This is a genomic window from Flavihumibacter solisilvae, assembly GCF_000814475.1.
Lineage (GTDB): Bacteria > Bacteroidota > Bacteroidia > Chitinophagales > Chitinophagaceae > Flavihumibacter > Flavihumibacter solisilvae.
This window is the reverse complement of the sequence record NZ_JSVC01000023.1, coordinates 17,651-40,645: the sequence shown is the minus strand read 5'-3', so window position 1 is coordinate 40,645 and position 22,995 is coordinate 17,651. Positions and strand designations below refer to the sequence as shown.

Sequence of the window (22,995 nt, the reverse complement as noted above, 5' to 3'; positions counted from 1 at the left end):
TTATTCTGACTTTACCAATACCACTTTCGCGCGGTCTGCCTTATAAATGTCTTCGTAGAACTTTACGAGTGACTGATAGTCCTTTGCAGGAAAACGTCCTTTATTGATTTCTAATTTACGGACGTAGGTGATCTTGTTTCCGGCACAGGTGGCTATGGATTGATACGATCCATATGGCGTTTTAAAATCGGCAGGCTTCGGCAAGCTTTCCGGCCTGTATCCTGCTGGTATCTCAATAATCACAGAATCAGATTCTACCTTTTCTTCGCTCAGGTCAATATCATAAACCCTGGCAGTATCAACATGTAGTTTAGTGTCCCATTTGTTCATGATATTGGGAACTACAAATAAACGCTTGCCTGTGAGTTGTGCATATCCGGGTGCGGAGATTGAAATTTTCTCAGTTATAACAGGTAGTTTTCCGTAAGAGTCTTCATAGCTGAAATCAGTGACGTCGTAATGGGGAATATCTATGTATTTTTTCAGCACTTTCAATTGCTCTTCGCGGGAATAACTGTGCATGAAGTACTTCTTGTCATCAGATGCACAAGCCTGGTATCGGTTTACTGCGCTTATTGCAAGACTTCCATTCACGTCCATAACGGCATTCACATTGCTGCCGATGGTATTTTCCCATTTAGAATAGTAAGGCGTGCGTACTACCCTGCCACCCTGGTCTGTAACCATTAATGCGTGCCGGTTGCCGGTAAAACTTCCCATATAGCCAGGGTCAGTGATCTGGCTGGTACATTCCAGCCACATCGTATCCTTCGCCAGCGGCACGGCACATATAGCATGATTTGAATTCTTATATGGAAAATCAATTGACAGGTCCATTTCATTTTCACCCGCCCTGATGATCACATAATTCGCTTTAATGCCAACTTCTTTCAGCATGGCGATCATATAATTTGAAAGGGCCTTACAATCACCATAACCTTTTTCCGCCACGAAGCTGGCCGGTAAAGGCTGCCAGCCACCGATTCCCAGCTGAATACTGATATAATGTGAGTTCTTTTGCAGGTACCTGTATAAACGCACAACCTTTTCGCGATCGTCAGCAGCGCCCTGCACAATACTTCTCACCTTCTGCTTAATCGCATCGGGAAGCACATCCCTGCCTGCGTTTACCTTAACCATGAATTTCCCGAAATCATCCCAGGTATTCATGGAACCTTCAAATTCACCCAGCCTGAATTTATTTGGTGCCAGGATCACGTAAGGTGCAATGTCGTGCAGTTTAGGACTCGCGTATTCCGGCACTAATGCGGGAACATTTTTGACCTGCCACCTGGTGATCTTTTTTTTGCTGTTCTCTTCCACCTGCGCCGCCGTGGATAGGTTCCCGGACTTCGCCCTGTAATCAACATCCTTGTCAGCTATCACAGTAAAGATGCTGCTTTCTACCGCCACAGACCGGTCCGGCACCGGCCACCATTCGGGAAGGAACATTGTCTGGATGCTCGTGGTGTTCCATTCATATTCCACAGTATAAGGATACTCCCGGTGAAAGAAGTTGTGGGACTTGGTACGGTAATCGTCAGCAAGGCTGATATCCGATGTTGCTGACTGATCAACGATCTCACTTTTTTTAAGACTCCTGATCTTCTTTCCATATTCATCGTAGAGCGTTCCGTCGATGTGATCAACAGATCGCAGGCGGGAGTAGTAATCACTCCAGCGAGCATGCCTGTCGCCTCCTTCATTCAGGATTGTCATTACAATGTGGTTCCTGACCACTACCTTATTTATGTTGTATAGTTCCACAGTCTGTTCTTCCAGGCGCACAACAACATTTGCGTTTGCCAGGAGTGGTTTCGAAATAGAAGCAACAGGATATTCTGCGGCGTTGGCTTCCATATCGGCTGCGGCAATTACCGCGAGGATATAAAATATCAGCTTTTTCATTTTCCGGATTTTTTCCTGAGTACAACCTGTTCTTCCTGTTTCTTGATAACAAAACCGAAAAACTCCCTCAGCGAATCATAATCTTCGGCCGGGAAATTGGCCTGGTTAAGTACAACTCTCGTCCGGAGTTGCAACTTTCCTTCCTGTACAGTAATGAGATATTCAAAAAAGCCCTCATTTTCATTGAACGCTACTTTGGCTGATTTCGGAAGCTCTTCGACCTCGTAACCCTTGGGCAGATCAAAATTCAGGATATAGGTTTCATCCCGACGGTAAGGCATTTCAACCGGGTAGCGACGCACGGCAGATTTGAACGGGTTCTCATTATAGAATCTCTGGAGCACGGGATTAAAGTAGATAATGTCTTCTTCACCCATGTTAAAAGAAAGGTCATAAGTTATTTTGATGGGCTCATCAAGCAACTTTAAAGAATCTATGCGCGTGTTTGAAATGGCGTAATCGGATCCGAAATTCGTTTTGAGTTCATCGAAAATTGCCTTTTCACCTTTGTTGCGGATGCGTGCACGCTCATCAATGGACTGGAAATAGCCATAATTGGATTGCACTGTTCCTGTAATAGCTTTTTCACTTCCGGAAAGTATTGCCATAGAAACTCTTCTTTCCAAAAGTGAGTCGGTGGCAAGGTTAATTGGTTCCGGATCCTTTGTAAGCACCCGTGCATGACCGTTATAACAGCTTACATCGAGTTTGCCGAATCCAAGTTCCGGTAAGCTTGCATCCAGCAGGAATTCCATACCGTCTACAACCGCCAGGCAGATCACGTAGTTGAATCGTCCCATCAAAGGATAGATCTGGTGTGTTACCCCATGGTCACGGGTGCTCAGAAGTACAGGATACACTTCGATATTTTGTGCCTTCAACATCGCAGTCAGCAACAGGTTGATATCTACAACGTTTCCGCTTTTTGTCTTCAACAGTTGACGAAGTCCCGTCATGGTGTACCGGCCCTGCCTGGCAACACAGCTGTAATTATCACGCACATACGCAAAGATCTGCTTTGCCCGATCCAAAGGCGTGCCTGCCTTTGCTACCACGGGTTTCACAAGATCATCCAATGAGCCGGAAACCTTTTGTATCTGAAGACCGAAATCCTCATTTTCCATAAGCTTCTCGTAAACTTTTGCCCAGTTCTCCATGATCATTTGCGGGGCACTGTTTGGTGGCCGGAAAGAAGAAAGCTGGAATTCAATTTTGGAGATATGGTTATTGAGGGTTGTAGTAAAGCTTTCCATTTTCAGTGAAGGAGACTCCTTTACCACCCACCTCTTTTGAAGGGCCATTCCTGAAACTGTAAAACCCTGCGACTGGCCGGCCAATACATCGCTCCGGCTTGCCCCCCTTATGTGATAGGTACGGGAGACTTCCTTAGTGGTTGAAATGTGGAAAGGCAAATACCCCTGCATGAGGTACACATAATCATAAAAGTCCGGGACTTCAATTTCATACTCGCTCCACAATACCGGGTATCCTCCCTGGAATGCCCATGAACGGAATTCAAAGAGAAAGTCGGATTTGATACTGAAACTTATCTCAACAATGGAACCCTCTTTCATGGCCGGCATTGAAAACTTTTTCAATTGCCAGTTCTTGGTGAGCTTTTCAGTGAACACATCCTTTTTTTCAAGTTCGGTGCCAACTATTTTCCCTCCTTCGAGATTATAGGTAACAGCCTTCAATGAGTTCAGTTCCTCCTTGCCATCTGATCCATCGGCATTGTACAATGGGATATCCAATTTGCCCGCCTCAACGCCCGTCTTATCGAGGATCTTGATCCGCATTTTACGCGTGTATTCGTAACCGAAACCACCGTCGCTATTGGGAACAACTGCCGAATACCCGATATCGCCAACTATTACCGCATGTGCCCCGGTATCAAAGGCCGGCGCTTTCATATTAAAGTCAGCTTCGCTGACCTTACCAAATTTAAATGATGCTTTTTCCTGTGCCATTGAGGGTACTGCTCCGCAACAAGCCAGAAAAAACAAGAACAGTCTGATGCCTAACCGCATTTTGTTTCCAGTTTAAGGTTGATTGTATTATTCTACAGAGGAATTATTGCTGTTGATCTATCGCAACCGCGCCGGCACCAGGTGACGGAGCCTGTCGGCCAGAATCAGCAATGCTTGTCTTATGAAAAGTAAAAGAGGTGGTATCTTGCGCCCATAAAGGGCTGCCGGTTGAAAAAGATACAGGTACTGCCGGCAATTGGACAATACGAATCATAGGTTTAAGGTTATTGGCCGCCAAAATAATAATATTCTGTTAAATACCTAACTGATATTGAAAGAACTTACGCATATATCTAACCGAATCCGCCAGATGGCTGCTGAACTGGGGTTTATGCATTGCGGAATTTCGCAAAGTAAGCGGCTTGATGAGGATGCGCGCCGGCTTGAACAATGGCTGAACAAAAACTATCACGGTTCAATGGCGTATATGGCGAACCACTTTGACCTGCGGGTGGACCCGTCCAGACTTGTACCGGGTGCAAAGTCTGTCATTACCCTTCTGATCAACTACTATCCGGATACAGAACAGTCTCAAAAAGCACCTCATATTTCTAAATATGCGTATGGGAATGATTATCATGAAGTGATCCGCGAAAAACTCAGGCAGTTGTTGTTCCGGATCAGGGAAATTGCCGGTGACGTGAATGGCCGTGGTTTTGTGGATTCGGCGCCTGTTCTTGAACGTGCCTGGGCCAGGGAAAGCGGCCTGGGCTGGATCGGCAAGAATGGCAACCTCATCAACAAACAGGCAGGATCATTTTTCTTTATTGCAACACTGATCACTGACCTGGAACTGCAATATGATGATGCTTTTGCCGGCGATTATTGCGGCACCTGTACCAGGTGCATTGATGCCTGTCCTACCGATGCAATCATGGATAATAAAACGATCAATGGCAGCAAGTGTATTTCTTACTTCACGATCGAACTGAAGGAGATGCTGATTCCCGGGGAAATGAAGGGAAGGTTCAATGACTGGATGTTTGGATGCGATATCTGCCAGGATGTTTGTCCCTGGAACCGGTTCTCACGTCCACATAATGAACCGGCCTTTACTCCTATTCCGGAGATCCTTGAACTTAACCCTGAAGACTGGGAAGCCATGGGTGAAGACAGGTTCAGGGAAATTTTCCGTCACTCCCCTTTAAAGCGGGCTAAATACCAGGGAATCCTTCGCAACCTGCGATTCCTGAGACCGGAATCTACCTGATCTTCTTCAGGTGCATCCTGCCGCCAATACCTACCAATAACTGGTGTTTATTGGTATGTTCCACTTCAAGAGAAGTAAGCTGATACTGGATAAAAGGACCTGCAGAATAACGGATGCCTTTTACTTCCCGGAAGTTGTATTGAACACCGGAGAAGATTCCTGCCTGCCATTTTCTGAGTGCGTCATTATCCCGGTAATAAACACCTGCCTGTTTGTTGTACTGCATTGCATCACTGCCTACGAGGTAACCTATGGCAACACCTGCATTCCAGCTGATTTTTTCCTTCCTGTCGATATTCCAGTTAAACTCTACTGGCACCTGCAAAAGATGATAGCGGTTATGGAATGATTCTCCATTGTTACCGGAACCATTGTATGCAGTACGCGTCACCATCTGTTGCTGACGGTTGTCGTAATACGCACTGTCTACCGGTGAACCGATCTCGATCCTGTTCGACATGTATACATAATGGAAGCCGGCCCCTACGCTTATTTTACTCCCGAAATACCGGTTGATATTCATTCCCACCGCGAATGCCGGACCTGTCTTTACGTCGGAAGGACGACGCTGAGGCGCTGCCAGTCCGGTTGGGATCATGGTGGTATTCTGATATTCGTTGGCAAACGTGTTGTATTGTTTCAGCACATCTTCCTGCAGGGAACTTGCACCCAGTACCAGGTGAAGTGATGGATACCAGCCCTTTTTACGGGCGGGATCAAGCTTAACGATACCGGCCTTGATTTGACGGTCACCAGTATTCGCTTCAGGCCGTAATACTGCAATCTGCCGGTGAAATGGATCAATGCCGTTGATATCAGCCGGGTCGATACCCCGTTGTGCAGCACCAGGTGCCACGGCAACTGCAGCGTCAGAATAACTGTCACTCGCTATTACCGGTACATTTTTGCCAGCTGCCTGTTTACCGGCTGCTTTTAGGGAAGCGACTTCAGCGGTAACCGCAGTGAGTTCATCTACCGTAACTTTCTTTCCAGCCGCCCTGGTCACAACGGGTTTGGTTGCGGCAGGTTTGTTAGCTGAAGCTTTGTTTACTGACGATTTATTATCGGCTGATTTATTATCAGCGAAGCCCTGTTTGGGTAATGAAGAAGCTGGTGCCGGTGCGGACGTGACTGCGTCATTATTCAAATTGTTTTCCGGCGTAGCTGGTTGTTCTGTTTGAGAATCTTTTTTATCGGTAAGAGTAGAATTGGCTTCAATAGGCAATTTGTTTGGACTGGTCTGGTTTTGTTTTTCTTTCCCGGCGGCAATTGTATTCTGCTGATCACGGGAATGGATCATGTTTTCCGGTGCGAGCCAGACAACGGCAATACCGGAAATAATGGCTGCTGCAAGTAACAGCCATGCGACACCTCTTTTTCTGCGGCGCTGCTTCAATTGTTCAGCCACTCCCTGCCAGACGGCTGGGGAAGGGTCAAGGCGCAATTGCTGCGCCTTTTCCTGCATGGCTTTTTCAAAATCACGACCGGGCATAGTGGGACATTTTTATTGATTCGGATTCTTTTTGCAACCATGTTATCAGCAGGTTGCGGGCGCGTGCGTACTGTGACCGGGAAGTTCCTTCATGGATTCCAAGCATGGCACTTATTTCTACATGAGTATAACCTTCGATCGCATGCAGGTTGAAGATGGCCTGGTAACCAGGCGGTAGTTGGCGAACCAGGTCTGCGAGCTGTTTAGCGTCGAGGTTAACTTCGGGATTTTCAGGAGATACTGGATGCAGGTAACCCTGCTGTTCGGCGCTGAAAGACAGGTCGTATTGGTACCGGCTGTTCTTTTTGAGGTAGTTGATGGCGGTGGTAACCATTATCCGCCTTATCCACGCCCCCAGGTCGCCGTCGCCGCGAAACTGTCCCAGGTAATGAAACACTTTTACAAATCCTTCCTGTAGTACATCTTCCGCGTCTGTCATCGACTTCGTATACCGGTAACAAACACCCAGCATCGGCGCAGCAAAATGCTCATAGAGCGCCTTTTGTGCCGATGGCTTCCCTTTCAGGCAGTCCTTCACCAGTTGGTGTTCATTGATCATATATCAGAATAAGCTGACAAGGTAGGATGACTAACCGTTGCATATAAGTTAAAAAAAGGCCAATGGTGGATAAACATGATATAGTTTTGCGCGGATGAACTGGTTATCAAAGGACAAGCAATACATCTGGCATCCCTTTACACCCCAGAAGGAGTCGCCCTGGCCCGTATTTATTGAGAAAGCACGGGGTTCCTGGCTCTACGACGACCGAGGCAACAGGTACCTCGATGCCATCAGCAGCTGGTGGGTGAACATCCACGGTCACTCCCATCCATATATTGCAGAAAAAATATATCAGCAGGCGCTAACGCTTGAACACATCATTTTTGCCGGGTTTACCCACCGGCCGGCGATTGAACTGGCAGAACGGCTGCTGCCGCTGTTGCCTGGTAAATTTTCAAAGATCTTTTATTCGGATAATGGATCTACATCAACTGAAGTGGCATTGAAAATGGCATTGCAATACTGGTGGAATCTTTCTCCGGCAGATAACAGGGGCAACGGCAAGGCCGTACGCAATAAGATCCTTGCCTTCAACAATTCCTATCATGGTGACACTTTTGGCGCAATGTCTGTAAGCGACCGGAGCGTTTTCACCATGGCATTCCATGACCTGTTGTTTGAGGTCATTTTTATTGACACACCAACCGCAGAAAATATAGATTCACTCATCCGCACGATCCGGGATAATGGAGACCAGTTGGCTGCTTTCATTTATGAACCCCTTGTACAGGGAGCCGGTGGAATGAAAATGTATGACGCTGTTCTCATGAACGAGCTTCTGCAGGCAGCTCAACAGCAGGAGATCATTTGTATCGCCGACGAAGTGATGACGGGATTCGGCAGAACAGGCAGGTTGTTTGCCAGTGAATACATTTCGTTGAAGCCTGACATTATCTGCCTTTCAAAAGGTCTTACCGGTGGTACAATGCCTCTTGGGGTTACAGCCTGTACCGACAGGATCTACCAGGCTTATGTAACAGAAGATAAAAGGAAAACCTTTTTCCATGGTCACTCCTTTACGGCAAACCCGCTTGCCTGTACCGCTGCTTTGGCAAGCCTTGACCTGATGGAAATGGAAAACACGATGCAGCGCGTAAGGGAAATTTCAGCTGCCAACCAGGAGTTCGCCCGGACACTGCAAAACAGTTTTCCCGGAAACCAGATCGCTGCCGCCCGCTCACTTGGTACTATACTCGCTTTTGAGATCAGCCAGGGCGAGAACGTGTACCTGAACCAGGTCGGGTTGGAAGTAATGACAAAATCGATGGACAGGAATGTATACCTGCGCCCGCTCGGGAACACCGTTTATTTCATGCCCCCCTATTGTATCAGTGATGACGAATACGACAAACTTTCGTCGGTAACCCTTGACATTCTGAAAAGCAGGTAATTTCTGCCATATGTCTTCCAGGAGCCTGAATCTTCATAAAGGTGCCAAGCATCCTGGGGTCATCCTAGGGTTATCCTAGGGTAATCTTTGGGTTAAAAGCCTAAGATGACCCTAAGTTTACCGGAAAAATTACCTGAGATATATGGTATAATTAAATATGATTAGTTATCTTTCAGAAAAGAATAATATTTCCTTTTATGGCAAGAAGTTCTTCAACCATTCTGAAAAATTTTTCCGGCGGCATTGGCAAAGAGATCGTGATTAAGCAATACGGAGATAAGACCGTAATCAGTAAGTACCCGGACATGAGTAATCGCACACTCAGCCCAAAACAGCAGGAAAACAACCTGCTTATGGCCGAGGCCAACTATGCGGCAAGGGAGATTATTGCGGATCCGGCGCTCAGGGATGCGGAACAGGTTAGGCTGAATGTTACCCGGAACAGGTTATACAGGGCACTTGTCCGCGACTTCTATAAAAAGGCGCAAGAGGCAAAAGAGGTTACGGAAATAAAATAAGGCCGCCCCTGGGGCGGCCTCTAACTATAAACCAAACTGAACAATTAGCCTGATCAGAATAACGGATCGTCAGGAGTGTTGGAATTATTATCCCTTTCCCTGAATGGGTATGGCATAAATTTCCGACTCATTTCCGCATCCGGCCGGTTAAACCTTCGCATGTCTTCCATCTTCAGCCCGCTCATATACAGTTCAATACAGCGATTGCGATAGATCTCATTTAAGAGCTCCTCCGGTGTAAGCGGTCCTGCAATAGCTGGAAGTGCAGCATTTACCCCATAGATGTCATTGGTTTTCGTTACCACTTTATTCAGCTCTGCCAGGGCTCCGTCCGGGTCTGATTGCCGTGCAAGGGCTTCTGCCCTGATCAGCACTACTTCTCCCGGTAAATAAATGGGAAACGGCGTTTCACTTGCAGTAGCGAAACCTGTCATCTGCCACCTGGAAGCGGGAGACGTACTGAGCTTCATATAAAAGGGAACACGCTTGTCTGATAGTGATGGCGCCAGGGAAGGTGGTAGTCCCATAGTTGAGTCAATAGGCTGACACACGTTAAACCCGGATCCGTGGATTTCAAAAATCGGATTAGGCGTTGCTGCGGCAAAATTGAAGGTGGATTTTTTTGTAAGGTCCACCGCATTTGCAGCTGAAATTGCATTGGCATAGTCGCCTATAAAAAGAGAATAGCGTGCTTTCACGGCCTGCAGGGCGTTCAGTATATCTAGTCCCGGCGGAATACTGGAAAAAAAGTTAGATGGCGGAGGATTGGCTGCCAGTGCTGCCAGTGCATTATCCACAACCTGGATCGCTTTCCTGAAGCCGTCTTCCCTTGTAACAAAGTTGACATTCACGCCGATACCATCCGGGATATACTGCCAATACATCGACATTGCACCGAGCGATAATGCCTTGAACAGGCTTGCATAGGCAATCAGCCCCGCGGCATAACCCTGGTCTGAAATTTTCGGGGCATTGGCTATCACATTATCCGCATCAAAAATGATCTTGTTGCTTGTAGTCCATAAGCCCAAAAGCATTGTATTGGTACCATCAACCGAGATGCCTCCTTTAGACAGTTGATCCTCGGGAAGGTTACCTGCGTTAAGGAGCCTCAGTTCCCGGGTCACTAATCCTGTAGTCGTAACTATGTTATAAAGATTACTTGCCCGGCTGTAAGAATAGGTTCTTTGCAAACCCACACATACACCCGTTAACCCGGCTGGCGTGTTGAAAACCTGTTCCAATGGGGGCCGTGCCGGGTCGGTATATTCCATTTTGCATGATGGCATTGATAATAATGCCAGAGCGAGCAGGGCAACTGTGCTATACTTGAGAATAATATTTTTCATACTTGATTTTTTTGCGGTTAGAATTTAGCCTGGATGCCGAAACTGTAAGTCCTGGGAATAGGCACAGCGCCAAAATCGATACCTCTGAGAATAGTGCTCTGACCACCGGCATTTACTTCAGGATCGTAACCTTTGTAATCATCCCATGAATGAAGGTTCCTGCCTGCGAGCTGGAAGGTTACATTGCTGAATGTTTTTCCAACTTTGCCCAGATTGTAAGTGAGGGCAACTTCACGAAGTTTTACAAAGGAACCATCATCAATACGCCATTCTTCAATGTTGTAAACGCCGATGATATAACCGCGGGGAATTTCACCTTTATGTTCCTGCTCAGCAACCTTTCCATTCCCTACGCCCTGCCGTGTACGCCAGTCGGCATTAAATACGTCTACGCCCTGCACTGCATCGATCTGAACCCTCAGCCCGAATTTTTTATAGCCGACCTCGTTAACCAGAGAACCTGTCCAGTCAGGATTCGGATCTCCGATTATCCTGCGCAATACTGCGCCCGAAGGAAGTCCGCTGGTAGGATCGCGCTGCACGTCATAATCCAGTGGTGCATTCTGCACTCCCCTTTCGGTAAGTGGAATTCCGTTCGTGTTTTTGATCTCTGCACCGTTTCCGTCACGGGCAAAGAAAGTACCATAAAACACGCCAACCGGTTGTCCTTCAAGTATGGCAACAGGAGCACCGGAGTTGGTACTCAGCAGTGTGAGTGCCTGGCCGATTTCCACCGCTTTATTCCTGTTTCGGTTGTAAATGGCTGTTATATCCCATCTCCAGTCCTTGCCCCTTACCGGAGCAGCGTTCAGGACAAGCTCAATTCCTTTATTTTCGAGCGAACCGAAATTGTCGAGCCTGCTGGAATACCCCGTGGTGGGTGCAATAACCCTGTTGATAAGCAGATCTTTTACTTTCTTGGTGTACCAGTTAAACTGAAGTCCGATCCTGTTATTCATAAACGACAGGTCAGTACCTATTTCGAATTCTGTCTGCCTCTCCGGTTTCATGTTTTCATTGGCGAGCGTTGCAGATGATGTGAAGGAACTACGCCCGATAAAACCCACACCGGTATAACCATTAAACCGGTCGTATGGACCTATACCTGTAAGGTTACCTGATTCCCCATAAGCAGCGCGGATCTTGAACAGATCCCACCAGCCTGACACGCCAAGATTTTCCCAGAACTCTGCAGAAGAAAGTACATAGCTTCCGCTCGCTTTCAGGTAAACCTGGTTACGCTGGTCCTTCCCGAACACAGATGAACCATCCATCCTTACCGCTCCTGTTACAAAGAGCTGGTTATTGAATTTAAAGTTCTGCTGGAGATAAGCACCCTGCACCGCCAGTTCACCCCTGAAATCGTTTCCCGGCAATTGTGTACTTGCTCCTGTTACCGTTTGCACATAAGGTGGCAATCCCCTTCCCTGCGCAAGCACATAATCACTTTTCTCATACTGCAGTGAGTAGCCGACCTGGGTGGTGGACTGCAAATTGCTGGTTATGTCAATATTATATGTACCGTTTACTTCATGGTTTATCTGGAAGAAGTTGTAGGTAGCATGGCTCGCATAACCATTCTGTGCAGGATCCAGGCCGATACCGCCGCCAAAGAATGCCGGGTTAACGTTGTATGCAAAAGGAGGAATATAAGTAGTTCCGTTTTGTGCATAATTATCAATACCTAAAGTATAGTCGAAAGTCAGGTTCTTAATCGGCCTGTACTTCAGGCTTACGCCTGCAAGGATCCTGCTGGTTTCCTGCTTCTGTTTAATATCCTCTATGATGGAAACCGGGTTCACACGGCCCCTTTCACCAACTGCTTTAATGTTTCCAAGTGCGTCGCGCGTCCAGATATCATGAAAGTTTCCAATGATGTTGATGGAGTTCATTGGCGAATAAAAGGAGTTTCCATCCGGCTTCTCATCTCCTTTACTGTTGATATAATTAAGGTTAAGTGAGACATTCAGTTTTTCACCTATTGCCTGGTCAATATTTGACCGGAAACTGTAACGCTGGAAATCCGTGTTTTTAATAATTCCCTGGTTGTAGAAATAAGAACCCGAGAGGTAATATTTCGTTTTATCACGGCCACCAGTAACCGAAACGTTATTGTCGGTTCCGACGCCAGTCCTGAAAATATAATCGTTATAGTCATAACGCTGCACGGCAGTAGTATTGGTCAACAGTGCCGGCGGAGTTCCAACGGAGGTAATAATATCCTGCGTGAATTCATCGGGAGTGCCGCCAAATTTCGTAGGCGCATTACTAACCGGAACTTTATTCCTCAGTTCACTTACCATTACGCTGGTACTGAAACTTACAACCGGCGCTCCTGTAGATCCCCTTTTAGTAAAGATCTGTACCACACCGGCATTTGCCCGGCTTCCATAAATTGCGGCAGCCGCGGCGCCATTCAAAACTTCTACCCTTTCAATATCAGCGGGGTTTATGTCCGCAAGGCGATTGGTTCCGATCGAACCGACAAAGTTCTGACCATCGTAGTTACCCTGCGTATTGGTTACCCGGTTAGTTGAATTGTTAATGATAATACCGTCTACAATGTAGAGGGGTTCTGATGAACTGTTGATGGAGCTAATGCCCCTCAGGCGAACAGACATGCCACCGGCAGGATCACCTGAGTTCTGGGTTATCTGCGCTCCCGCTGTCTTACCCTGCAATGAAGCCAGCACATTCGATGAAGCTCCTTTATTCAGATCTTCTGCTTTTACTGTGCTGATATAACTTCCAAGCTGTTTCTTGGTTGTACCTGCTGAAGTACCGGTTACAATTACTTCATCGAGCCCCATGGCATCTTCGACCAGCTGAACATTTACATCATAAGTCGTTGCATCACCCACTGTGACCTGCGACAGCTGCGTCTTGAAACCAATGCCGGAAAATTCGAGCTGGTAACTTCCCGGCTTCAATGGCGCACTTATTTCATAATTGCCATCTGCACCGGTTGACGTGCCACTTGTTGTATTCTTAACCACCACCGTTATCCCCGTGGCCGGTTGCCCTTTTGCAGTAGTCACCTTGCCACTTATCCGGACCTGCGCCGAAGCAGCAAAGCCCAGGCAGCAGCATAAAACCGGTAACCACAATCGCCTGAGAAAAAATAAATGAAGGGATCCATTTTTCATACAGCTAGTTTTGAATTATTCAATGATGAAGGAAACACTTACGGGTTACGAATACCTGGGAACGGTCAGGTATAAACGCATTAGATGCAATCGTCAACTGAATATATGGAAAATCCGGTTAAAACCGCATAAAGCTGCATCTAATTTTTAGATTCCCCGCAATAACTGGCAATCGTGAACAAAAAAAAGCTGCTTGGCAGCAGCTTTTTTATCTGGACGGTTATATCAGGGGGTGACGGGTAGAGAAACCCTTGACCTCTCCCACTCCATTATCATTTGTTTATCGGTAAAGCGGACGGTAAACATCTCCACCGGGGCTTGCATTGTTTCTACTGGTGCAGACACTTCCACAACGTTCTTGTCTTTAAACTTGTCATATTCATATGCACCCCACTGTTTCAGCTCGCTGTTTAGGATTACGTTCCATTCTTTCTCCGACGGGATCACGAACAACGTATAGGTACCCGCGCTCACCGGCTTTCCACCGAATGTTCCATCGCTACTGAATTTGATCTCCGTTGCTTCGTCTGCACCTGCGCGCCAGACCTCACCATAAGGTACGAGTGTACCGAAGATATTCCGGCCTTTCATTGACGGCCTGCCATAGGTGACACTCACATTGCCATTGGTAATGGTTTCGTGAGGACTTTTCCTTTCCTGCATGCAGGAGAGCAGCAAAAAGAGAAGAGCCAGCACTGCAACCGACAGGTGTTTCATATTTCTGTGTTTATATTTCATTTTAACGATCTGCTTCTGCAAGTTGTTTCAGGTTTACCAGGCTTTCTTCCATGGGGGAACCAAGTTGCCTGTCAAACATTATACTGCCAAATTTTTCCCAGGGGTACCATTTTAAGCGGAAGTCAAAATACCATTGGACCGTAAGAATTCCCTGGCGTGGTTCATATACCGCCATCCCGCTGGTAAAATCTTTGCCACCTGCCTTCCAACGGCTGACTACCAGAGAATCGTTGCTTTCAACTATACTGATATCGAACCTGCCGGGTTCCTTCGCGTATGCATTCCAACGCGGCCATTCATCGCGCTGTTGTATTAGCGGCATCAGCTGAGGCTTTGCCGCATTGATATCAATAGCCCTCGAGATCCGGACATGTGAAGGGATCATGAGGGAGATCAGCGTCATCAGTCCAAACAAAATCACTGCACTGATCAGCATTAGTTTAATTACCCGCATGACGATAGTTTTATTCCCACTTGAAAATTTTAATGGCTGCAATATACACGATTGCCCCCCAAAGCAGCAGCACTCCTATCTGCGGCCAGCAGTCTGTTAAATGGGCACCTTCAAATGCAATCTTTCGCATTGCATCATTGAAGTAAGTCAGGGGCAGCATCCGGCAAAGCGGTTGCAGCCATGCCGGGAATGCATCTACGGAGAAGAACGTGCCGGCCAGCAGGAACTGCGGCAACGTAATGATGTTTGCGAACGGCGGAATACTGCCTTCCGTTTTGGCGAGACCGCTTACAATAAACCCGAATCCCATGAAAACCAGTAATGCAATAAAACTGAGCACCATAATTTCCAGGAAAGTCATCCAGCCATGAACCAGAGTAAACTGGAAGGCAAAATGCCCGATCCCAATAATTATTATAGCTGTCAGCAACTGGAAAATGACCCGGCTTAATCCTTCACCAAGAACGATCGCCGTTTTACTTACCGGTGTGGCAAAAAATCGTTTGATGACAAGCTGTTGCCTTAGATTGAAAAAAAGAAATGCCACGCCAAAAACGCCGGCACTTAATAACGAGAAACCCAATTGGCCCGGCAGGATGAAATCAATTGTCCGGTATTTCCTTACCTGCCGGATAACCGGGATCACGTTGCCGGTGGTGGATGCGCCCTGCATCCGGGCCCTGTCGATCCGGGTTATCGTGTTTTCCAGCAACGGAAGAAAAGTAGAGAATTTATCTGCGCTGGCTGTTGTAGCATAAAAATGAACCTGGTAGCGCGCTTGATCCGATGTTTCGATTATCCGGGTAATATCGAGCACGCCCGTGATCCTGCCTTTCCGGAGATCAGCATCCAGTGCCACACTATCGTCTGCGTTAACGAACCTGATATTGCTGAATTTCTTAAGGCTATCGAGTATTATATTGGAAGTATCACTGCCATGCGCAAGCGCTATCCTGTAGGTGGGACCACTGCTGCCGCCGATGAACCCGAATACGAGGATAAAGATCAGCGGAAAGAAAATGCTGAAAATAACGGCAGACGGACTTCTCAGAACAGCCTTCAGGCTTGCCCGGGTAATGGCAAGTAAGGCCCTGAACTGGCTATACGGCTGGGACATATGAATGGATTAGGGTGTGCAGGATCACTTAAAAATAATATTGAAGGGCATCCTGGCCTGCACTTTACCGATAGATGATTTTATCTGCTTCCATTCTTCGAAGATTTTAGTCAGTTCCTCCCCCAGTTCCCTGCGGATCAAACGGGATTCAACCGTGTGCTTTTGAGAACCTGTCAGCCTTTCCAGCAGGTTGACCTTTTCAGGATATTCCCGGATCCGGTATTCTTTCAGTTTTGCCAGTTTTGCGGCGGCTGCCATAGCATCCGACATTCCGCCGATACGGTCCACCAACCCAATGGTAATAGCTCTGTTACCTGTCCATACCCGGCCCTGGCCAACACTGTCAACATCAGCAACCTTCATATTCCGACCCTCGGCAACCCTGGAAAGAAATGTCTGGTAAATGCTGTCCACATCAGCCTGGAAAAACCTTCTTTCCGTTTCTGTAAGTGGCTCAGATACTGATGGTGCATTGGCATGCGGACTTGTTTCCACCCCGTCGAATGTGACACCGATCTTATCACGGAAAAAACCCTGCATGTTTGGAATGATAGCAAACACCCCGATGGAGCCGGTGATCGTATTAGGTAATGCAAAAATACTGTCTGCATTACAGGCCATATAATAGCCACCGGAAGCTGCGACATCTCCATAACTAACCACGACCGGCTTGTCTTTCCTGGCAAGACTGATTTCCCGCCACATATTTTCACTTGCCATGGCACTTCCGCCGCCGGAGTTGATCCGCACTACGATAGCTTTTATCTTTTCATCCAACCTTGCTTTCCTGATATACCGACGGAACCTGTCACCACCAATTTCATTATCATCACCGTTGCCATCAACAATATTTCCCTGCGCATAAATGATAGCAATACGTTCAGTTCCTTTACCGGCCTTATAATTGACAGCCTGGGAATATTTGGCGAGGGAAACAAAGTTGATCTGGTCAATGGTTTTGTCGCTTGTCTTCCTTCTTATTTCCTCCTTTACTTCGTCTTCATATTTTGCACCATCCAAGAGTCCGGCATGGACCGCATCTTGTGTTGACCGCAGGAGATTACTGTCGGCCAGGGACCGGAGTCTTGCGGTATCGAGTTTCCTGGCTGAAGCCGCCTGCGAGAGGAAATGGCTGTAAAGATCTTCCAGCAAAACCTTCGACTGCAGCTCGTTCGCGGCTGTCATTTCCTCCTCACGGAATGGCTCAGTCGCACTTTTGAATTTACCCGCATAGAAAATCTGTGGTTCAATTTCCAGCCGGTCAAGAGCCTTCTTAAAAAAGACGTATTGCAGTCCAAAGCCTTTCCAGTCAACCCCACCTTTAGGATGTGCATACACTTTATCAGCCACATTTGCCACATGATAGGCTTGTTGTGTCAACACCTCACCAAAAGCGATCACGAATTTTCCTGATGATCGGAAATCCTTAAGGGCGTTCCTGATTTCTTCATTGGTTCCGAAACCATTTGCATTTGATCCGCACTTGAGATAAAGTCCATCAACCTGGTCATCCGATTTTGCGAAATTTATCATGCGGACAATATCGAATACTCCCGGTTGCTCAACTTCGTCGTCGCCGGTGAGTGGTGCCAACGGGTTCTCTTCTCCCTGTTCGGCAATCGGCCTTCCAAGATCAACGAAAAGTACGGAGTGATCATTCAGAACAACCTGTTCCTTTGAAGCAATTGAACTCGCGATACCGACTAACAGGAAAACAGCAAGCACGCAAAAAACGACCAGGGCAAGCAATGCAGCGAAAAAGTATTTAAAGAATTGTGCCATATGATAACTCGATTAAAGTCCGGATTACCGGATATTTGGAACTGTAAAGTACACAAACTATGCATATTGCTTACCTGCTTATTGGCGGGAACATGGGAAACCGTATTGGTTACCTCACCCAGGCAGCAGACCTTATCCGGATCCTGGCAGGTAGAATTACAGCGGTCTCCGGTATTTATGAAACCGCAGCATGGGGTGTTACCGACCAGGCCAGCTTCCTTAACCAGGTATTGCAGGTTAATACACCGCTTTCAGCAGCGGACCTGATGACAACATTGCTTCTCGTGGAAGAAAAGATCGGCAGGAAAAGGGCCGAAAAATATGGCCCGAGGATCATAGATATAGATATCCTGCTCTTTGACCAGGAGATTCACAATAGCGGTCACATCCATATCCCGCATCCGGAGATGCAGAACCGGCGGTTTGCCCTTGTGCCACTGGCAGAGATCGCACCAGACCTGGTTCATCCTGTGACAGGCAAAACAATTACCCGGCTGCTGGAAGAATGCAACGATACACTGCCGGTGAAAAAAATCTGACTGCTCATCAAAATGTTTCCATTTTCTTTGTGCATTCCAGATGAACTATCACTTTATCACGATTGAGGGAAATATTGGTGCAGGCAAAACGACTCTTGCTCACCTGTTATCGCGGCATTATAACGCCAGGCTGGTACTGGAAGCGTTTGCAGACAATCCTTTTCTGCCTAAATTTTATGAGAACCCTTCCCAGTTCGCCTTTCCGCTGGAACTGTTCTTTATGGCGGAACGTTATAAACAGCTTAAAGAACTCATCCATACCAAAGACCTGTTCCAAAGTGTGACAGTTTCCGATTACCTTTTTACCAAATGTCTCCTGTTTGCGAAAGTGAATCTTCCTGAAGAAGAATTCAGGTTATACCAGCGGCTGTTCGACATAATTCACCAGCAACTTGTACAGCCGGAGATCCTGATCTACCTGCATGCCCCGGTGCAGAAGTTGCAGGAAAATATCCGCAAACGAAACAGGCCTTATGAACAGGCAATTCCGGATGACTACCTGTTCAGTATCCAGGAGACTTATACCCATTACATCAAACAGCATAACATCAAGACCCTGTTTGTGGATGCGGGGAATGCTGATTTCCTTGGCAACGAGAATCATCTTAAAGTGATATTGGATGCGCTGGAAAAAGATTATGAATACGGCCAGCACTTTATTGCGCTGCCCTAACTGTGACCAATGAGCGAAATAAAAACCACCCGGCAACTTCAGTCTGATCCTTTTGCGAGTATGCGGCTTCCTGAATTCAGGTTCCTGTTGATGGGAAGATTTGTTTTCATTATGGCCCTTCGCATGATGGGAACACTTGTAGGGTGGTGGCTTTACGAACTGACCAGTGATCCGTTGGCAATGGGACTTGTAGGACTTGCCGAAGCAATACCAGCTATAGGGCTCGCTTTATATGCAGGCCACGTCATTGACCTCTCCGACAAGCGAAAGCTATTGCTGCGCGGGGTATTTTCTTATTTGTCCTGTGCCTTTATTCTGCTTGTACTCTCCTATTCATTTACACACGGATCAGCGAAAGTGATCATCGTATCCGGAATCTACTCAGTTATTTTTATTACAGGCATAGTCCGTTCCTTCACCGGTCCCTCCTTTTCTGCGATCCTTGCACAGATTGTACCCCGAGAAATGCTGGCGAATGCCACAACCTGGAACCAGGGAACATGGCTTACCGCTTCTGTTACCGGGCATGCGACAGCCGGTTTCCTGATTGCGGGCTTTCAGACAACAGGCACGCTGATCGTCATCTGCAGCCTGATATTCATAGGACTGATCCTGCTGACCCGGCTTCTGCCCAAGCCGCCAGCCACAATTGCAGGAAAGCAAAAGACCTGGGAAAGCGTGCAGGAAGGGTTGAATTTCGTATTTAAAACTAAAGAAGTCCTCGGTGCGCTTACCCTCGATCTTTTCGCCGTACTATTCGGTGGTGCTGTTGCTATGGTACCGGTATTTGCGAAAGAAGTGCTGAAGGTAGGTCCTATCGGGTTCGGGTGGCTGAATGCGGCAGCCGATATTGGCGCCATCTGCATTGTGTTACTGCTGACATTTTTTCCCATGAAGAAAGCGCAGGGTAAAAAATTATTCTATGCCGTTGGCGGATTTGGCGCATGCATTGTTGTGTTCGCGCTTTCACGCACATTCTATCTTTCCTTCATTGCATTGTTACTGAGCGGCATGCTCGATGGAGTAAGCGTGGTCGTGCGCGGTACTATCCTCCAGCTGAAAACACCCGATGATATGCGTGGACGCGTAATGAGTGTCAACAGCATGTTCATCAACAGCAGTAATGAGATCGGCCAGTTTGAAAGCGGCGTTGCAGCAAGACTGATGGGACTTGTACCTTCCGTGGTGTTCGGGGGCTGTATGACAATTTTGATAGTGACCACCACCTGGTTCAAATCACCGGCGCTGCGCAAAATGGAATATTAAGGCCAAAGTCTCAACGAATGGCTTTGCGGATCGTTTCTTCATCCTGCGACAGTCTCGCGATCTTCTTCCGGTCACCTACGATCCACACCACGTCATCCCATTCAAAAATGGTATTGGACGCAGGATTCAGCATCCGGTGTTCACCTCTTTCGATACCCACTACAAGGCCATTTGTTTTTTCGCGGATCCCGGAATCGCGGATGGTTTGTCCACGCAGGTGGTTATGTTCATCCACGATAATACTTACCAGTGCAATATCGGCGCTATCGGTTGGTGTCTCAGTCAACTCCCTGTCGGTTTCCACTTCTTCCCTGAACAGCTGCAATTGCTGGTCGGTACCGATCACGGATAACCGATCATGGGGAAAGATGCGTTCATACCTCGAGGGAATCTCGATGTTTCTTTGTCCCCGTTCAATATTCGCGATATTGATACCGTACTTTTCGCGCCAGCCCAATTCTTCCAAAGTTTTACCGAGACCGGAAACATCGGGGCTCACGGTCAGCGTTGCCAGGTGTGCGTCCCATGGAGAAAGAGGAGAATCCTTGTCAGAGGCGGCCAGTTCCCGGGCATTCAGGTTCTTCAGGAAGCGGTGCTCTATGCGGGCATAAAAGGACTGCAGCCTTTTTGAGAAGATGAACATCACGATTGCAAAAACTAAGATGGCTACTACAAAAGCTATCAAACCTGAAAACAGCCTGTCTACCAGGAACCCGAAAAGCAGAACCGCCAGGATATTTCTTGAGATCTCAATGATCAGCAGCGGACCCCGGTTATACTTTTTATCCAGCCACAGATTTGCAAAGGCCAGCGAATTCGGTTTACGTACCATCAGTGCCCACAGGAAAGGTGCTGTGGCAACAAGTGTCAGGACAACCGCGGAGATATGTGCCACCCAGGCATTCTGGAAACGCGATGCGAGAAAAGGCGCCAGGAAAGTTGTGGACAGGAGAATGATGGCAATAATAATTACCCCATTGCTAAGTATGATGGTCAGGTACGACTTCAGCACGATCTTCCAGTCACTTTCAGCCTGGATCTGCCGGGTGCCTGATGCATACTTATTAATTGCGGTCATGGTGCGTGCCGGCACAATACGGTTCAGAAAATCATAAAACGGTCCGGAGAAGCGAATCAGGTACGGAGTAGTGAATGTAGTTATTGCTGACACCGCAACGGCAATTGGGTACAGGAAATCACTTGTCACTTTAAGCGAAACGCCCAGTGTTGCGATAATGAAAGAAAATTCACCGATCTGTGCAAGGCTCATCCCGGTCTGGACAGACTGTTTGAGTGGTTGTCCGCTTAATACCGCACCCAGTGTGGAAGTAAAGAACTTACCAAAGATCGTGAGCAGGGTAATGATCAACACGGGTACACCATATTCAATAATGGTATTGGGATCTATGAGAATACCGACGGATACAAAGAAAACGGCAGCGAACAGGTCTTTCACCGGCATCACCAGGTGCTCAATCTTTTCAGCCATTGTTGTTTCTGCAAGAATGGAACCCATCACAAAGGCACCAAGTGCCGGAGAAAAGCCAACCTGGGTTGCCAGTACAACCATACCGAGACACAAGCCCAGTGATAGTATCAGGAGAGTTTCATCACTAAGCAGTGGCTTTGCCAGCCTCAACAGTGTCGGCAGCAAAAAGATTCCTGCCAGGAACCACAGGGAAAGAAAGAACAGCAGTTTCAAGACGGAAAAGAGCATTTCAGAGCCAGCGAACTGTATGCTTACAGCAAGTGTCGAAAGTAAAACCAGTAATAGAATTGCAACAAGGTCTTCAACTATCAGCACCCCGAACACAATCCGTGCAAATTGCTTGTTCTTGACACCAAGTTCTTCAAATGCGCGTATAATGATGGTTGTGGATGAAATGGAAAGGATGCCGCCTAAAAAGACTGAGTCCATCACCGACCAGCCCATTACCTGGCCAGTGAGGTAACCGATAAGCAACATGCCGACAATCTCCACGATCGCAGTAATTGAGGCGGTGCCACCGACACGTGCAAGCTTTTTGAAGCTGAACTCAAGTCCAAGGCTGAACAACAGGAACACCACCCCGATTTCAGCCAGGATATTAATATTTTTTGTATCAACGACAGTGGGAACTATTGAGATGTTCGGCCCTACCAGCAGGCCAGCGATTATATATCCGAGTACGAGCGGCTGCCTGAGCCGTTTGAATATTAAGGTTGTTACAGCGGCAGCTCCGAGAATCAATGCCAGGTCTTCAATGAGTTTGGGCAGGTGGGCCATAGGCAGACGATTGGTTAATATTATTTAATCTGTGAAATCTTTTCCAGCACATAATAAACGGCCGGACAAAAACTACTGTTCATCAGGGTGATGGCTGGCCTTTTCAGCAGCACATCTTCATCGGTGTATGGAAACCTGGCGCAATCGGAAGGACGTTCATCATATATACTGCACGCATTATCAGCACCTAAAAAGGGACAGGGTTTTGATTTTGTAACGTAATCGCCATCCTCGTCCAACCGAAGATAAGTATCAATAAAAACACTTTCCTTCATTTTCAGGTGGCGGCTGATCCTTTTGATATCCGTTGTTTTAAAACGGGGCGAATAATTCTTACAACAGGCAGCGCAATCGAGGCAGTTAATGTGACTGAATGCCTCTTCATGAAGTTCGGGCAACTGCTCATATGTTTTCTGCCTGTTTACGGTCTGGAGCAGCTGTTTATAGTGTTTTTGCCGCTCTTTGCTCTTTTTTTGCCAGTTCTGCAGGAGCGGATGTGACATGTTTTTCGACATTTAAGCCTGCAATTTACACGTAAACGGCCGGAACGGAATC

The 22,995-nt window shown here is 47.2% G+C and carries 18 protein-coding genes; 6 read left to right on the top strand and 12 right to left on the bottom strand.

From position 1 onward, the window contains the following. Together OI18_RS19300 and OI18_RS19295 are read right to left on the bottom strand one after the other, a co-directional pair. Positions 1-1,908, bottom strand: a complete 1,908-nt coding sequence (locus OI18_RS19300; protein WP_039142833.1) for a DUF3857 domain-containing transglutaminase family protein — start codon at positions 1,906-1,908, stop codon at positions 1-3. Continuing rightward, the gene (locus tag OI18_RS19295) at positions 1,905-3,938 is read right to left on the bottom strand and encodes a transglutaminase family protein (RefSeq protein WP_082038054.1); all 2,034 of its coding nucleotides are present in this window, start codon (positions 3,936-3,938) and stop codon (positions 1,905-1,907) included. The genes OI18_RS19300 and OI18_RS19295 overlap by 4 nt, the downstream gene beginning before the upstream one ends. Before the next feature lie 310 nt (positions 3,939-4,248). Between OI18_RS19295 and queG the strand changes: the two genes are divergently transcribed. Next, positions 4,249-5,148 (top strand): tRNA epoxyqueuosine(34) reductase QueG, encoded by a 900-nt coding sequence (queG, locus tag OI18_RS19290; protein ID WP_052273406.1) that lies wholly within the window; start codon positions 4,249-4,251, stop codon positions 5,146-5,148. Here the strand turns inward: queG and OI18_RS19285 are convergent. Together OI18_RS19285 and OI18_RS19280 are read right to left on the bottom strand one after the other, a co-directional pair. Then, positions 5,141-6,640 carry an outer membrane beta-barrel protein gene (locus tag OI18_RS19285; protein WP_039142815.1) on the bottom strand — a complete coding sequence of 500 codons (1,500 nt, stop codon included), beginning with the start codon at positions 6,638-6,640 and terminating at the stop codon, positions 5,141-5,143. The genes queG and OI18_RS19285 overlap by 8 nt on opposite strands. Further along, complete coding sequence (locus OI18_RS19280) at positions 6,627-7,199, bottom strand: RNA polymerase sigma factor (protein WP_072039049.1); 573 nt, start codon at positions 7,197-7,199, stop codon at positions 6,627-6,629. The genes OI18_RS19285 and OI18_RS19280 overlap by 14 nt, the downstream gene beginning before the upstream one ends. A gap of 94 nt (positions 7,200-7,293) precedes the next feature. On the opposite strand from OI18_RS19280, the gene bioA reads away from it, so the two are divergent. After that, positions 7,294-8,592, top strand: coding sequence for an adenosylmethionine--8-amino-7-oxononanoate transaminase (gene bioA, locus OI18_RS19275; RefSeq protein ID WP_039142814.1), 1,299 nt, complete (start codon positions 7,294-7,296; stop codon positions 8,590-8,592). Positions 8,593-8,789: 197 nt separating this feature from the next. Continuing rightward, entirely contained in the window at positions 8,790-9,110 is a 321-nt protein-coding gene (locus OI18_RS19270; protein WP_039142812.1) for a hypothetical protein, read from the top strand. Positions 9,111-9,163: 53 nt separating this feature from the next. Here the strand turns inward: OI18_RS19270 and OI18_RS19265 are convergent, their stop codons facing one another. From OI18_RS19265 to sppA, 6 genes are all read right to left on the bottom strand, one after another. Beyond that, a complete protein-coding gene (locus OI18_RS19265; protein ID WP_052273405.1) occupies positions 9,164-10,459 on the bottom strand; it encodes a RagB/SusD family nutrient uptake outer membrane protein in 1,296 nt (431 codons plus the stop codon). Positions 10,460-10,476: 17 nt separating this feature from the next. Further along, a complete protein-coding gene (locus OI18_RS19260; RefSeq protein ID WP_039142810.1) occupies positions 10,477-13,605 on the bottom strand; it encodes a SusC/RagA family TonB-linked outer membrane protein in 3,129 nt (1,042 codons plus the stop codon). A 225-nt stretch (positions 13,606-13,830) separates the two neighbouring features. Continuing rightward, a complete protein-coding gene (locus OI18_RS19255; RefSeq protein WP_039142877.1) occupies positions 13,831-14,322 on the bottom strand; it encodes a DUF2911 domain-containing protein in 492 nt (163 codons plus the stop codon). 22 nt (positions 14,323-14,344) lie between these two features. Continuing rightward, positions 14,345-14,797, bottom strand: coding sequence for an SRPBCC family protein (locus OI18_RS19250; protein ID WP_039142809.1), 453 nt, complete (start codon positions 14,795-14,797; stop codon positions 14,345-14,347). 10 nt (positions 14,798-14,807) lie between these two features. Then, the gene (locus OI18_RS19245) at positions 14,808-15,914 is read right to left on the bottom strand and encodes an ABC transporter permease (protein WP_039142808.1); all 1,107 of its coding nucleotides are present in this window, start codon (positions 15,912-15,914) and stop codon (positions 14,808-14,810) included. Between the two features lie 24 nt (positions 15,915-15,938). Beyond that, the gene (sppA, locus tag OI18_RS19240; RefSeq protein ID WP_039142807.1) at positions 15,939-17,696 is read right to left on the bottom strand and encodes a signal peptide peptidase SppA; all 1,758 of its coding nucleotides are present in this window, start codon (positions 17,694-17,696) and stop codon (positions 15,939-15,941) included. A gap of 59 nt (positions 17,697-17,755) precedes the next feature. On the opposite strand from sppA, the gene folK reads away from it, so the two are divergent. Genes folK through OI18_RS19225 form a run of 3 tightly spaced genes read left to right on the top strand, consistent with a single transcriptional unit; the run spans position 17,756 to position 20,174 of the window. After that, entirely contained in the window at positions 17,756-18,235 is a 480-nt protein-coding gene (folK, locus tag OI18_RS19235; protein ID WP_039142794.1) for a 2-amino-4-hydroxy-6-hydroxymethyldihydropteridine diphosphokinase, read from the top strand. 40 nt (positions 18,236-18,275) lie between these two features. Continuing rightward, positions 18,276-18,908 carry a deoxynucleoside kinase gene (locus tag OI18_RS19230; RefSeq protein ID WP_039142793.1) on the top strand — a complete coding sequence of 211 codons (633 nt, stop codon included), beginning with the start codon at positions 18,276-18,278 and terminating at the stop codon, positions 18,906-18,908. Positions 18,909-18,917: 9 nt separating this feature from the next. Further along, positions 18,918-20,174 (top strand): MFS transporter, encoded by a 1,257-nt coding sequence (locus OI18_RS19225; RefSeq protein ID WP_052273404.1) that lies wholly within the window; start codon positions 18,918-18,920, stop codon positions 20,172-20,174. A 10-nt stretch (positions 20,175-20,184) separates the two neighbouring features. On the opposite strand, the gene OI18_RS19220 is transcribed toward OI18_RS19225, so the two are convergent. Together OI18_RS19220 and OI18_RS19215 are read right to left on the bottom strand one after the other, a co-directional pair. Then, positions 20,185-22,440 (bottom strand): monovalent cation:proton antiporter family protein, encoded by a 2,256-nt coding sequence (locus OI18_RS19220; RefSeq protein ID WP_039142785.1) that lies wholly within the window; start codon positions 22,438-22,440, stop codon positions 20,185-20,187. A 20-nt stretch (positions 22,441-22,460) separates the two neighbouring features. After that, positions 22,461-22,943, bottom strand: coding sequence for a YkgJ family cysteine cluster protein (locus OI18_RS19215; protein WP_039142783.1), 483 nt, complete (start codon positions 22,941-22,943; stop codon positions 22,461-22,463). Between the last annotated feature and the right edge of the window lie 52 nt (positions 22,944-22,995).

Bases quoted from the DNA above. Each gene is read 5' to 3' on its own strand.
- OI18_RS19300 (WP_039142833.1), bottom strand. From the start codon at position 1,908: ATGAAAAAGCTGATATTTTATATCCTCGCGGTAATTGCCGCAGCCGAT.
- OI18_RS19295 (WP_082038054.1), bottom strand. From the start codon at position 3,938: ATGCGGTTAGGCATCAGACTGTTCTTGTTTTTTCTGGCTTGTTGCGGA.
- queG (WP_052273406.1), top strand. From the start codon at position 4,249: ATGGCTGCTGAACTGGGGTTTATGCATTGCGGAATTTCGCAAAGTAAG.
- OI18_RS19285 (WP_039142815.1), bottom strand. From the start codon at position 6,640: ATGCCCGGTCGTGATTTTGAAAAAGCCATGCAGGAAAAGGCGCAGCAA.
- OI18_RS19280 (WP_072039049.1), bottom strand. From the start codon at position 7,199: ATGATCAATGAACACCAACTGGTGAAGGACTGCCTGAAAGGGAAGCCA.
- bioA (WP_039142814.1), top strand. From the start codon at position 7,294: ATGAACTGGTTATCAAAGGACAAGCAATACATCTGGCATCCCTTTACA.
- OI18_RS19270 (WP_039142812.1), top strand. From the start codon at position 8,790: ATGGCAAGAAGTTCTTCAACCATTCTGAAAAATTTTTCCGGCGGCATT.
- OI18_RS19265 (WP_052273405.1), bottom strand. From the start codon at position 10,459: ATGAAAAATATTATTCTCAAGTATAGCACAGTTGCCCTGCTCGCTCTG.
- OI18_RS19260 (WP_039142810.1), bottom strand. From the start codon at position 13,605: ATGAAAAATGGATCCCTTCATTTATTTTTTCTCAGGCGATTGTGGTTA.
- OI18_RS19255 (WP_039142877.1), bottom strand. From the start codon at position 14,322: ATGAAACACCTGTCGGTTGCAGTGCTGGCTCTTCTCTTTTTGCTGCTC.
- OI18_RS19250 (WP_039142809.1), bottom strand. From the start codon at position 14,797: ATGCGGGTAATTAAACTAATGCTGATCAGTGCAGTGATTTTGTTTGGA.
- OI18_RS19245 (WP_039142808.1), bottom strand. From the start codon at position 15,914: ATGTCCCAGCCGTATAGCCAGTTCAGGGCCTTACTTGCCATTACCCGG.
- sppA (WP_039142807.1), bottom strand. From the start codon at position 17,696: ATGGCACAATTCTTTAAATACTTTTTCGCTGCATTGCTTGCCCTGGTC.
- folK (WP_039142794.1), top strand. From the start codon at position 17,756: ATGCATATTGCTTACCTGCTTATTGGCGGGAACATGGGAAACCGTATT.
- OI18_RS19230 (WP_039142793.1), top strand. From the start codon at position 18,276: ATGAACTATCACTTTATCACGATTGAGGGAAATATTGGTGCAGGCAAA.
- OI18_RS19225 (WP_052273404.1), top strand. From the start codon at position 18,918: ATGAGCGAAATAAAAACCACCCGGCAACTTCAGTCTGATCCTTTTGCG.
- OI18_RS19220 (WP_039142785.1), bottom strand. From the start codon at position 22,440: ATGGCCCACCTGCCCAAACTCATTGAAGACCTGGCATTGATTCTCGGA.
- OI18_RS19215 (WP_039142783.1), bottom strand. From the start codon at position 22,943: ATGTCACATCCGCTCCTGCAGAACTGGCAAAAAAAGAGCAAAGAGCGG.